We start from the raw sequence: 11,165 nt of genomic DNA on the forward strand, positions 1-11,165 counted from the left end.
CCATGCCCGCCGTGGCCGGACGCCGGGAGCATCCCATGGAGACCGTGGAGCGCGCCGAAGAACTGTGGTGCGTGGACGGCCTCACGTTTGACGAGGTGGCGACGCGCACCCGGGTGGCCGCCTCGACCCTCAAACGATGGGCCGAGCGGTATGGCTGGCGCGCCAAGCGCGATGAAATCCGGCAGGCCCTGGCGTCCATCCGGGCCGACACCATCCGCCTGCGCGCCCGGCTCATCCAGAACTGCCTGGCCAGCATGAACGCCATGGACGCCTTTGCCGTGGCCAAGATGGAAGAGATGGCCATCAAGGCGGCCGAGGTCGCGGACAAGCGGGCCGAGGCCGCGCCGGCTGGGCTTCCCATGCGCGAGATCGCCACCGAGTCCGACGCCGTGGCCGCCCTGGAGGAAGCCGTGGGCCTGCGGCTTAACGCCATGCTGGCCAGCCCGGACAAGGTGACCTTGACCGCGCTTCGCGAGGTCAAGCAGGTGCTCGATCTGCTCAAGGACATGCGGGCCGCCGCCGGCGCTGCTGCCGAGAAGACGCCGGGCCGGGAAAACGGCTTGTCCGCCGACACCGCCGACCGGCTGCGCGCCTTGCTCGGGGGGCAGGCATGAACGACGCCCCGCTGTTGTCGTATCAGGTGCGTTGGAACCAGGATCGCAACCCGGTCAAGTTCTGCGAGAAGTCCCGGCGCATCGGCCTGTCCTATGCTGACGCGGCCGAAGCCGCCATGCTGGCCAGCCTCAAGAAGAGCGACGGCGGCATGAACACCTTTTATATCTCCTACAACAAGGAGATGACCGAGACCTACATCAAGGACGTGGCCGATTGGGCCAAACGCCTCAATCTGGCGGCCTCGGAGTTCGAAGAGGTGGTCCTGGAAGATGAGGACAAGGACGTGCTGGCCTACCGGGTGCGCTTCGCCTCGGGCCAGGCCGTTATCGCGCTTTCGGGCAAGCCGAAAAATCTGCGCTCCAAGCAAGGCCGCATCGTCATCGACGAGGCTGCCTTTTGCGACGACCTGGAAGAGCTCTTGAAAGCCGCCATCGCCCTGACCATGTGGGGCGGCATGGTGGAAGTCATTTCCACCCACAACGGCGAGACCAATCCCTTCAACAACTACATCCTGGACATCCGCGCCGGCAAGCTGCCCTACAGCCTGCACCGCATCACCCTCGACGACGCCCTGGCCGAAGGCCTCTATCAACGCATCTGCCAGGTGCGCGGCCTGACCTGGTCGCCCGAAGAGGAAGCCGCCTGGCGGGCCAGCCTGGTCGAAATCTACGGCGAAGGCGCGGATGAAGAACTGTTCTGCGTCCCGTCCCAGGGCACGGGCACCTATCTGACTCGCCAGATGATTGAATCGTGCATGTCGCCGGACATTCCGGTGCTGCGCTGGTCGCCGCCGGCCGTCGATTTCGTGGACTGGCCCGAGGAGCGCCGGCATCGGGAGGTCCGGGATTGGCTCGACGCCGAGCTGGGGCCGATCCTGGCCATCCTGCATCGGGATGCCCGGTCCTACCTTGGCGAGGACTTCGGCCGCACCGGCGACTTGAGCGTCAACTGGCCCGTACTGGAAATGCCCAACCTGCAATTGGTGACGCCGTTTGTGCTGGAACTGCGCAATTGCCCGTTTCACCAACAGCGGCAGATGCTCTTTTTCATCTGCGACCGGCTGCCCCGGTTCTCCGGCGCGGCCCTCGATGCGCGCGGCAACGGCCAGTACCTGGCCGAGGTGGCCCGGCAGGCCTACGGCCCGGAGATCATCCAGGAGGTCATGCTGACCGAGGGCTGGTACCGGGAGCACATGCCCAAGCTCAAGGCGGCCTTCGAGGACAAGACCTTCCTGGCCCCGAGGGATGCGCTCATTTTGGATGATCTGCGCGCGTTCAAGGTCATCAAAGGGGTGGCCAAGATTCCCGAGGCCCGCACCGGGGCCAAGGGCGAGAAGCGCCACGGCGACGCCGGCGTGGCCGCTGCCCTGGCCGTGTTCGCGGTCAAGACCATCCAATACGAGCCGTTCACGGTGACCACGGCCATGCCCTACACGGCCGGCAACCTGTTTCGGGGGTTTCGATGACCAGTGGCCTGTGGCTTGACGAAAAGCGATTCATGGAATTCGGCACCCGGCCCCTGGCCGGGCTGCTCGGCGAAGTCGCCGTGGCTCCGGCCTCCTGGGGGACGCTGGGGCTGCTGCCCGATCCGGACCCGGTGCTTCGGGAGCGCGGCGACGACGTCAAGGTGCTCGAAGACCTGACCGCCGACGGCAAGGTGTGCTCCTCGATCCAAGGGCGCAAGATCAAGACGCTCAACAAACGGGACTACCGGTTTTCACCCGGCAAGGCCGATGGCCAGGAACCCACGCCCGAGGCAAAGCGGCTGTGCGACGACCTGACCCGCGACCTGGAACGGGTGGACCTCTATGCGTTGTTCTCCCAGGTGCTCGATGCGCCGTACTACGGCTTTACGCCGACCGAAATCCTGTGGCGCCGGGACGGCGACCGGCTGCGCGTGCGCGACCTGGTTCCCAAACCGCGCGAGTGGTTCGTCTTCGACGTCGACGGCGCGCTGTGTTTCCGGGGCGAGGACGCCATTGTCGGCGACAAGGTGCATCCCTTCAAGATGATGGTCTCCCGGCACTTCCCGACCTTCAAGAATCCCTACGGGCTGCGCCTGCTCTCCCGCTGTCTGTTCCCGGTGGCCTTCAAGCGGGGCGGCATTGAATTCATGATGCGCTTTGCCGAGAAGTTCGGGATGCCTTGGGTGGTGGGCGAGGCCCGGCCCGGAGCCCTGGAACCGGAGCGTCGGGATATGCTGGCCAGCCTGTCGGCCATGGTCCGCGATGCCGTGGCCGTGGTTTCGGGTGGGTCCAAGGTCCATATCGAATCCGTGGAAGGCAAGGCCACGGGCGGCATCCACCTGTCCATCGTGGGCTACATGGACGCGGCTATTGCCCAGGTCATCCAGGGCCAGACGCTCACTCAGGAAATCGGTTCCAAGGGCAGCTACGCCGCCAGCCAGACCCATTATGACGTGCTGACGGACTACGCCGAGGCCGACCAGACCCTGGTCGTCACGGGCATGAATGATCTGGCCTGGATGTATGGCCAGGTTAACGCGCCGGACGCGTTGACGCCGGTCTTTGCCTATGTGGAGCCGGAAGACCTGGACAAGAAAGCGACGCTTGGCAAGAAGCTCTACGACCTCGGCGCGCGCTTCAAAGCGCCGTACTTCGAGAGCTTCGGCCTGACATCCGAGGAATTCAGCGTAGCGGCCGTGGCGGCCGGCCCGGAAAACGGCGAAGCATTCGCGGCCGGGGAAGACCGGTTCACCCCGGACCAGCAGGCCGTGGAACGGCTGGTGGCCGAAGCCCTCAAGGAGGGCGGCCAGGCCGTGCGCGCCCAGGCCGGCCGCATCGTGGACCTTATGGAGCGCGCCGAGTCCTGGGAAGACGCGGAACTGCTCCTGCTCGAAGCCTTCCCGGACCTGGACAACGGGGATTTCCAAAAGACCGTGGAAGCGGCCCAGGTCGCCGCCGATCTGCTTGGCCGCCATGCCGTGCGCCTGGAGACCGGCCGTGCCTGATCGTCCGACGTCCATCGTCTTTGGGCCGGTGCGGCCGGCCGAGGCCATCCGGTTCCTGCAAGACAAGGTTGCGGTCACTCGTGAGGAATTCGACCGGCTTTCCGACGCGGCCAAGGCCCGGGCCTTCACCGTCTCGGGCCTAGCCCGGGTGGATATGGTCGAGGCCGTACGCCGCTCCATGCTCGACGCCATGGAACAGGGCATCCCCCTCAAGGAGTGGAAGGCGAGCGTGGGCCAGGCCCTGGAAGCAGCCGGATACACCGGAGACCGGGCGCTTCGCCTGGAAACGATCTTTCGCACCAACGTCCAGTCCGCCTACATGGCCGGCCGCTACGCCGAGATGACGGCCATGGCCGACACGTTTCCTTATTGGCAGTATTCGGCGGTCAACGACGGCCGCACCCGGCCGGCCCACCGGGCGCTCTCCGGCAAGGTCTACCCGGCCGGCCATCCCTTTTGGGACACCTGGTTTCCGCCCAACGGCTTCAACTGCCGCTGTTCTGTCCGGGCGCTCACCCGGTCCCAGGTCGAGGATCGGGGACTTGCCGTCGAGAGCGAGATTCCCGAGGAGATCGACACGGCCACCGGTCCGGTGCGCCTGACGCCCGACCAGGGTTTTGCAACCAATGTGGGAAAAGGTTGGCTGGACTCCCTGACGCCAAGCCCCTTGGCCGAGGAGATAAGGCCGCTCGTCTCCCGGGCCATCTGCCGGGGCGGTTTGGCCTTTGCCGACGATCCTTGCCGGCCGCCGCTGGCGGGCATCGATCCCCGGCACGTCCTGACCGTGGACGCGGCCGACATCCTTCCGGCGGGCTTGGCTCCGGATCGGTACGTGAAAGCGTTCCTGTCCGAGTTCGGGATTGCCGACATTGAGGGGACCAAGGTCGTGACCTTGCCCGGCGTCGAGCTGCCCATGGTGGTCGGCAAGGGATTTTTCATCGACAAGCGGACCGGCGGCTGGAAGGTGGACAAGGAAGGCCGCGAGCCTTTCGTCCGGCTCCTGGCCAGGACCATCCTGTCGCCTTACGAGGTGTGGATGACCCCGGCCGAGGTGGCGGGCAAACCCACGGACGTGCTGCGGCTCATCCGGCTGTTCACCACCGAGGACAAGCGGATCGGCGGCTTTGCCGTGTTCAACCTGGTGCGGGGGCGGCAGTGGCGCGCGGCCACGGCCTTCACTCCCAAGGTCACGGCCGAAGGCTCGGCCCGAATGATGGCCTACTTGGAAAAGCAGAGGGTGGGAACGCTGGTTTACCGCGAAGCGCTCCGGTAGGGCCGGCTCCGGAGCCGACATGCGGCCTACCGATCCCCCGTGCCGGGGCTCGGCCGCGACGCCATGGCTTCGCCAGACGCGAAGCATCCGGCCGTCCCGGGCCAGCCGAACAGACGCCGCCCTTGCTGCTACCCCCGCCCGGGCGAGGTTCAGGTGCGGCGTCATTGCTTCGCAAGCATCCTGTAGGAACTCTACCCGGTGCGGTCAAGCCGCGCTGGAGAGCCTTGGCCTGCTTTTGACCGCCTGATCCTATCCCGCATCCGTGATCCGTTCCCCCGGCCGCCCAGGCCTCCCATCCCTTGCAATCGCCTCCGCAAATCCTAGACCCATTTTAGACCTAGGATTATCCCGGGATTATCCCACCTCTCCCCCGAAACCCGGGGCATTGCCGCAATCGTGTCCGTGCGCGTCCGTAGCGCGCTCCTTTGTGTTCGCCGCCTCGGGCATACCAGGGGCCATGGCAGCACGCACCAAATGGATCGAGATCGCCCGGGCCGGCGGCCCGTTTACGGCCCTGTCCGGCGAGGCGGTCAGCATCACCCGCGACGACCTCGACGCGGCCGTGGCCAGCTTCGCGCCGGCCGACCGCCGCGTGCCGTTGGTCCTGGGGCATCCCAAGCTCGACGACCCGGCCTTCGGTTGGCTGACCGAGGTCAAACGCGACGGCGACGTGCTGCTGGCCCGCTTCGGGGACGTCCCGGAGCCGGTGCGCGAGGCCGTGGACCAGGGGCGCTACCGCAACGTCTCGGCCAAGTTCGCCAAGGGCTGGCGGCTTTGGCACGTCGGGCTTTTGGGCGCGGCCCAGCCGGCCATACCGGGCCTCAAGGAAGTCCGGCTTGCCGGGGCCGAGGACGGATACACCTTCGAATTCGCCAAGGAGGCGACCAAGGAGACGGACATGGATGAACTGGCGCGGCTGCGGCAGGAACTCGCCGACGCCACGAAGGCCTTGCAGGAAACCCGGGACGAAATCGCCCGGCTCAAGGCCGAGAAGGCCGGCGAAGGCAAAACCAAGGAGCTGGCGGTCCAGATCGAGGATCTGACCAGGCGCGTCCAGGCGGCCGAGGCCGACCGGGACAAGGCGGTCAAGGAATTCGCCGACTTCAAGAACGACCAGACCGCCAAGGGCCGGGAAAGCCGTTTCGACGCCCTGGTGGCCGCCGGCAAAGCCCTGCCCGGGGAGCGTTCCAAGGTGTTGGCCTTTGCCGCCGCCCTGGGCAACGCCGGCGGCGAGATCGAACTGGCGGCCGGCGACGGCAAGACCGCGAAAGTCGGCCACGAGGAAGCCTACTGGCGCGAGCTGGAAGACCGGCCGGAAAACGGCCTGCTGACGGAACTCGCCGCGCCGGCCCATGGCGGCGGGCAAAAAGGCGGCGAGGCCGTCGACCTGACCGGCAAGGTCTAAGGGGGAGCCATGACCATCGACGGCGTCGTCACCCGCATCAGCTACGACGACCAGCGCGCCCGGGGCGACGGGCATCCCCCGGTCATTGTCGGACGCAAACTCAAACCCGGCCAGGGCGTGTTGCCCGTGGGCCTGCTCCTGGCCCGGGACGCTTCGGACCTGGCCGTGCCCTTTGAAACGGTTGCCGGGGAAGCCCTTGGCATGGGCACCGGAGCCGTCAAGGCCTACGCCGACGTCCTGGCCAAGGCCCCGGTCCAGCCCGGAACGGTCGTCGTGGCCGACGGCGTCGAGACCTTTGCCGACGACGGTTTCGGCCGGCTCGTCGGCAGCGCCGGCGGCCTTGGGACTGTGAATTACGTCACCGGAGCCGTGGCCGTGGAATTCGCCGCCAACGTGGCGAACGGCAATGAGGTCGCCGCCGCCTACTGCCGCCGCCTGGGCGGCGTGCTGGATGAAGTCGTGGACACCGCCGCGTCCGGTTCCGGCCTGGTCATCGTCCACGGCAGCGTCCGCAAGGACGTGCTCAAGGTCGGGGCCGTCGCCCCGGCCGCGCCCTCGGCCGCCGTGCTGTCGCTGCTGGCCGAAGCCGGCATCTGGCCCAACTAAAGGAGTCCCGACATGCTCAACCTGCGCGGCCTTTTTACCCGCGAAGCCATCATCGCCTATTTGAAGTCCCTGCCGGTGCTCAAGACGCCGGTCATGGACGCCATCTTCACCGAACGGCCCCAGCATCCCCTGGCGCTGCTCGGAGCCGACGACATCGCTGTGGACGCCGTGCCCTTGCCCTTTATCCGGCGAGGCGGCCCGAGCATAGCGGCCGTGTCCGAGGGCGGCGGCATCGCCATGTACGAACCGCTGCCCGTGCGTGTCCACAAGTCGACCACGGCGGCCGACCTGAGCACCTTGCAGGTGCTCAAGGGCGAAAGCCTGGACACCTGGGCCCGGGGCAAGACCGACTACCTGCGCCGGGCCGTGCGCCGTACCACCGAAGCCCTGTGCGCCCGGGCGCTGTCCGGCAAGCTGCGTTGGCCGGTCGCCCTGGAAAAAGGCGGCTTCGACGTGTTCGAGGTCGTCTATGGCGCGATCCTGTCGGTCACCCCGGACAAGACCTGGAACGCCGCCGACGTCAAACTCAAGGACGTCTACACCTGCCTGTCCGACATGGAAGAAGCCATCCAGGACGGCGGTTTCGGCGGTCAGGTTGAGATTTGGGCCGGCAAGGACGCCTACAACGCCCTTTTCGTCATCGCCGAGAACTCCAAGACCACGGCGCAAATCCGGGTGGAGATCACGAGCCAGGGCATCAACGTCGGCGGCTACCTGGTCAAGCGCCGGTCCGAAAAGCACCGCGACCCGGAGTCCGGCACCATGGTCCCGGCCGTGCCGAACGGCACCGTGCGCATGATCGCCCTCGATGCCGGCCACAAGCTGCCGTACTGCGCCGTGGACGACCTGGACGCCAATCTCCAGCCGCTGCCGCTGTTCGTCAAACCGGTCAAGACCGACAACCCGAGCGGCTACCAGCTCATCGCCGAGTCCAAGCCGTTCCCGGTCGTCAACACCCGGGGCGTGTGCGACGCCGTGGTGCTGTGAGGCATGGCCATGGCCTACGTCACCCTCGCGGACCTCCGGGCGGTCATCCAGGAAAGCGACATCCTGGACTTGGTCAACGACGCCGGCACAGCCACGGACCTGACCGACCCGGCCGTGGCCCTGATCCTGGCCGAGGTCTTTGACCAGGCGTCCCAGGAGGTCGACGCGCATCTGGCCGGCGTGGCCGAGGTGCCGCTGGCCACGCCGCCCAAGATCGTGCGCAACCTAGCCGCCCGGATCGCGCGGTACCGGCTCTACCAGCGCCGCCCCAACCTCGGGGACATCATCAAACCCGTGGCCGCCGACTACAAAGGGGCCGTTGACCTCCTGGCGCAGTTCGCCGCCGGCACGCTCACACTGCCCGGCACCGTCAATGGCCAACCGATTGTCGCGGGCGATAGCGGCCTGTCCGTGGCCAGCGCCCCCCGCCGGTTCGGGGACGATTTCTGGCGGAGGATGGGCTGATGTACCTGCTCGTTGAAGTGATCGTCGGCCCGGCGGCCGGTTTGCTTGGCCGGATCGCGGCCCTGCTTGGCGACATGACGCCGGCCATGGACCGGATCGGCCTGGCCCTGGTGTCGTCGATCCAGGAAAACTTCGAGCTGGGGCACTCCCCGGACGGCCAGCGCTGGAAACCGAGCCGCCGGGCCGTGCTCCAGGGCGGCCAGACCCTGGTCGATACCGGCGCGCTCATGAACGGCATCGTGCATGAGGCCGCCGCCGACCAGGTCACCGTCGGGCCGAGCGGTCCCTCGCTCAAGTATGCGCGCATCCATCAGGAAGGCGGCGAGATTCGCCCGAAGTCGGCCAAGGCGCTGTTCTTCCGGGGGGCCGACGGCCAGGCGCGCACGGTCCAGGTGGTCCGCATCCCGGCCCGGCCCTACATGGGCATGAGCGCCGAAGATTGGAACACCATCGGGAACGTGCTCATCGAATACCTGGGAGTCGCCGCCCATGGTTGAAATCCACGAGATGGAAAACGCGCTGGTGGCCAGACTCGAACCCCTTCGGGACAGCCACGGCGTGCGCGAGATCAAGACCTACGGCGACGATCTGGCTCCCGAGCAGCTGCCCAAGCTCTTGCCCAACCTGCCGGCCTTGCTCGTGGTCTACGCCGGTTCGGTCATCGTGGATCACGGCCAGCGCCAGGTCGACCGGGGAGCCTACTTCGTTTTTGCCTGCGCCAAGTCGCTTCGCAGCAACCAGGACGCCCGGGGCGGCGCGATGGGAGTCTATCCGCTCCTTGGCCTGGTGCGGCGGACCCTGCACGGCCAGGAAATCTTCCCGGACATGCCGGCGCTGCTCAAGCGCCAGGAAACCTTTCTGTCCCGGCCGGATCTGACGGCCTGTTACGCGGTTTACGAGATCGCCCAGCCGTATCTGCTCGGCGAATAAGGAGACAGGCACATGCCCGCACAGCAAGAACAGAAAACCCAGCTGACCCGTAAGGCCGTGGTTCTGGCCAAGGTCGAGGAGACCTATGGCCAGCCGCCGGCCATGGAGGCCAAAAACGGCGTCCTGGTCAACAACGGCGTGGACGTGGAACCCACGGGCGAAAAGGTCAAGCGCGACGTGGTGCGCCGCACCTTTTCGCCGGCCGGCGCGGTCATCGGGGCCAAGAAGATCATTTTCAAGGCCACGGTGGAACTGCGCGGCGGCGGCCTGGACGCCACCGGCAAGGTGCTGCCGCCGGACTCCGAACCGTTCCTGCTGGCCTGCGGCGTCCAGCGCACCGACGTGGTGCGGCTGGCCGTGTCCTCGGTGGCCGGCTTCCTGCTCGGCGAAGAGATTGCCGGCTCGACTTCCAACGCCAAGGGCACCCTGCATCATATCGACGGCGACAATACCTTGGTGCTCAAGGCCGTGACCGGCACGTTCCAACCCGAACCGGTGACCGGCGCGTCGTCCACCACCCTGGCCGACGTGACTTCGGCCGCGCCCGGCATCGAGTACCGGCCGATTACCGCCGACCCCCAGGACCAGGCTTCGACCTCGGTCCTGTTCCACAAAAACGCCATCCTCTACACCGTGGTCGGGGCGCGCGGCACGTTCACCCTCAACTGCGGCGTCAACAAGTATCCGCTGATCGAATACACGCTGACCGGCCTTTGGACCGATCCGGCCGACGCCCCGACCATGCCCGTCCCGGATTACCCCAAGCACAAGCCGCCCATGTTCATGGGCGCGAACCTGGTCATCGACGACTACCGGCCCGTGGTCACCGAACTCACCTACGCCATGGGCAACACCATCGTGGATCGCCTGGACGCCAACGCCGCCGACGGCATGGTGGGCGTGCTCATCACCGGCCGCGAAGCCACCGGCACGGTCAATCCGGAAATGGACGCCCTGGCCAGCTTCAACCCCTGGACCAAGTGGAAGGCGGCCCAAACTTCGCGCATCGCCACCTTGTTCGGCAGCGACCCCGGCAACCGGGTTCGCCTGGAGCTGCCGGCCGCCCAATACGACGGCCTCAAACACGCCGAGCGCTCGGGCATCGCCGCCTATACAGCCAACTACATCGCCAACGCCCACCGGGACGAAGGCGACGACGAATGGCGCATGACCATCCTCTAACCCCTTCTCACGCAAAGGAGCACGTATGTCGGGAAACCAGCCCATGCTCGTTTTGGGCGGCAAGTACGTCCTGGAGATGAAGGATCGCCTGTCCGGGGCGAACCTGGAGTTCCACTACCGTTTGCCGATCCAGGCCGAGCGGGACGCCTACACCAAGGCCACGGTCCAGCACAAAGGAAACAAGGTCCGGTCGAAGGCCAACGTCTTCACCGAGCAGGCCGCCCTGGGCAAACGGGTGCTGATGGGCTTCAAGAAAGGCCCCTTGGCCGATGAAAGCGGCCGGATCATCAGCTCGGACAAGACCGATCCGGACTTCAATCCGGACTGGAAGGATCTGCTCGAAAAGTACCGGCCGGACCTCCTGGCCGCCGTCGGGCAGCGGGTCCTCAAAACCACGGAAACCGCCGAGGAAGAAGGCCTCTTCGAAGTCGTGGAGGACTTCGGCGAGGACCCTTCGAATCCGTTGTCCGGCGACACTTCGAAGGATGCGCCGGACCAGACCGCCCCCTTGCCGAATGCCTAGACGCCAATGGGCCGTGGCTGCGGGCGGCCTGCGCCGGTTGCGACAAGCGCCAGGCCGTCCGTAGCCCGTATGTGAGCTACCTGATCTACCTGCGCACCAAGCGGTTGGGCGGCTATCCCTTCGGCCAGGAGGACCTGGCCGAACAAACTTGGATCGATCTGGGAATTCTCGAACTCTATTACCAAAGCCAGCAACCGAGATTGTTTTAA

13 protein-coding genes are annotated in these 11,165 nt (G+C 66.6%); all 13 read left to right on the plus strand.

Annotation, left to right across the window (positions count from 1 at the left end; translation table 11 throughout):
* The first annotated feature begins 2 nt into the window (after window positions 1–2).
* The 13 genes from C3Y92_RS05720 to C3Y92_RS21095 all read left to right on the plus strand — a co-directional run bounded on the left by C3Y92_RS05720 (window position 3) and on the right by C3Y92_RS21095 (window position 11,165).
* Window positions 3–614 (plus strand): hypothetical protein, encoded by a 612-nt coding sequence (locus tag C3Y92_RS05720; RefSeq protein ID WP_129350468.1) that lies wholly within the window; start codon window positions 3–5, stop codon window positions 612–614.
* Window positions 611–2,080, plus strand: coding sequence for a hypothetical protein (locus C3Y92_RS05725; RefSeq protein WP_129350471.1), 1,470 nt, complete (start codon window positions 611–613; stop codon window positions 2,078–2,080). The genes C3Y92_RS05720 and C3Y92_RS05725 overlap by 4 nt, the downstream gene beginning before the upstream one ends.
* Window positions 2,077–3,585 (plus strand): phage portal protein family protein, encoded by a 1,509-nt coding sequence (locus C3Y92_RS05730; protein ID WP_129350474.1) that lies wholly within the window; start codon window positions 2,077–2,079, stop codon window positions 3,583–3,585. The genes C3Y92_RS05725 and C3Y92_RS05730 overlap by 4 nt, the downstream gene beginning before the upstream one ends.
* Window positions 3,578–4,858: a phage minor head protein gene (locus C3Y92_RS05735; protein WP_129350477.1), complete on the plus strand. Its 1,281-nt coding sequence runs from the start codon at window positions 3,578–3,580 to the stop codon at window positions 4,856–4,858. Before C3Y92_RS05730 ends, C3Y92_RS05735 begins: the two co-directional genes overlap by 8 nt.
* A gap of 457 nt (window positions 4,859–5,315) precedes the next feature.
* On the plus strand, window positions 5,316–6,263 hold the full coding sequence (locus C3Y92_RS05740) for a hypothetical protein (protein ID WP_129350480.1): 948 nt from the start codon (window positions 5,316–5,318) through the stop codon (window positions 6,261–6,263).
* A gap of 9 nt (window positions 6,264–6,272) precedes the next feature.
* Window positions 6,273–6,869, plus strand: a complete 597-nt coding sequence (locus C3Y92_RS05745; protein WP_129350483.1) for a hypothetical protein — start codon at window positions 6,273–6,275, stop codon at window positions 6,867–6,869.
* Window positions 6,870–6,881: 12 nt separating this feature from the next.
* Window positions 6,882–7,856, plus strand: a complete 975-nt coding sequence (locus C3Y92_RS05750) for a major capsid protein (RefSeq protein ID WP_129350486.1) — start codon at window positions 6,882–6,884, stop codon at window positions 7,854–7,856.
* Between the two features lie 9 nt (window positions 7,857–7,865).
* The gene (locus tag C3Y92_RS05755) at window positions 7,866–8,321 is read left to right on the plus strand and encodes a gp436 family protein (RefSeq protein WP_165352069.1); all 456 of its coding nucleotides are present in this window, start codon (window positions 7,866–7,868) and stop codon (window positions 8,319–8,321) included.
* Window positions 8,321–8,818, plus strand: a complete 498-nt coding sequence (locus C3Y92_RS05760) for a phage virion morphogenesis protein (protein WP_129350492.1) — start codon at window positions 8,321–8,323, stop codon at window positions 8,816–8,818. The genes C3Y92_RS05755 and C3Y92_RS05760 overlap by 1 nt, the downstream gene beginning before the upstream one ends.
* Entirely contained in the window at window positions 8,811–9,251 is a 441-nt protein-coding gene (locus C3Y92_RS05765; protein ID WP_129350495.1) for a phage protein Gp37, read from the plus strand. The genes C3Y92_RS05760 and C3Y92_RS05765 overlap by 8 nt, the downstream gene beginning before the upstream one ends.
* Before the next feature lie 12 nt (window positions 9,252–9,263).
* The gene (locus tag C3Y92_RS05770; RefSeq protein ID WP_129350498.1) at window positions 9,264–10,433 is read left to right on the plus strand and encodes a phage tail tube protein; all 1,170 of its coding nucleotides are present in this window, start codon (window positions 9,264–9,266) and stop codon (window positions 10,431–10,433) included.
* A gap of 25 nt (window positions 10,434–10,458) precedes the next feature.
* Window positions 10,459–10,956 (plus strand): hypothetical protein, encoded by a 498-nt coding sequence (locus C3Y92_RS05775; protein ID WP_129350501.1) that lies wholly within the window; start codon window positions 10,459–10,461, stop codon window positions 10,954–10,956.
* 71 nt (window positions 10,957–11,027) lie between these two features.
* Window positions 11,028–11,165, plus strand: a complete 138-nt coding sequence (locus C3Y92_RS21095) for a hypothetical protein (protein WP_165352070.1) — start codon at window positions 11,028–11,030, stop codon at window positions 11,163–11,165.

This window comes from Solidesulfovibrio carbinolicus (assembly GCF_004135975.1).
GTDB lineage: Bacteria > Desulfobacterota > Desulfovibrionia > Desulfovibrionales > Desulfovibrionaceae > Solidesulfovibrio > Solidesulfovibrio carbinolicus.

Excerpts from the sequence above, each read along its gene's own strand:
- C3Y92_RS05755 (WP_165352069.1), top strand. The coding sequence starts at position 7,866 with ATGGCCTACGTCACCCTCGCGGACCTCCGGGCGGTCATCCAGGAAAGC.
- C3Y92_RS05730 (WP_129350474.1), top strand. The coding sequence starts at position 2,077 with ATGACCAGTGGCCTGTGGCTTGACGAAAAGCGATTCATGGAATTCGGC.
- C3Y92_RS05775 (WP_129350501.1), top strand. The coding sequence starts at position 10,459 with ATGTCGGGAAACCAGCCCATGCTCGTTTTGGGCGGCAAGTACGTCCTG.
- C3Y92_RS05725 (WP_129350471.1), top strand. The coding sequence starts at position 611 with ATGAACGACGCCCCGCTGTTGTCGTATCAGGTGCGTTGGAACCAGGAT.
- C3Y92_RS05750 (WP_129350486.1), top strand. The coding sequence starts at position 6,882 with ATGCTCAACCTGCGCGGCCTTTTTACCCGCGAAGCCATCATCGCCTAT.
- C3Y92_RS05745 (WP_129350483.1), top strand. The coding sequence starts at position 6,273 with ATGACCATCGACGGCGTCGTCACCCGCATCAGCTACGACGACCAGCGC.
- C3Y92_RS05740 (WP_129350480.1), top strand. The coding sequence starts at position 5,316 with ATGGCAGCACGCACCAAATGGATCGAGATCGCCCGGGCCGGCGGCCCG.
- C3Y92_RS05765 (WP_129350495.1), top strand. The coding sequence starts at position 8,811 with ATGGTTGAAATCCACGAGATGGAAAACGCGCTGGTGGCCAGACTCGAA.
- C3Y92_RS05760 (WP_129350492.1), top strand. The coding sequence starts at position 8,321 with ATGTACCTGCTCGTTGAAGTGATCGTCGGCCCGGCGGCCGGTTTGCTT.
- C3Y92_RS05770 (WP_129350498.1), top strand. The coding sequence starts at position 9,264 with ATGCCCGCACAGCAAGAACAGAAAACCCAGCTGACCCGTAAGGCCGTG.
- C3Y92_RS05720 (WP_129350468.1), top strand. The coding sequence starts at position 3 with ATGCCCGCCGTGGCCGGACGCCGGGAGCATCCCATGGAGACCGTGGAG.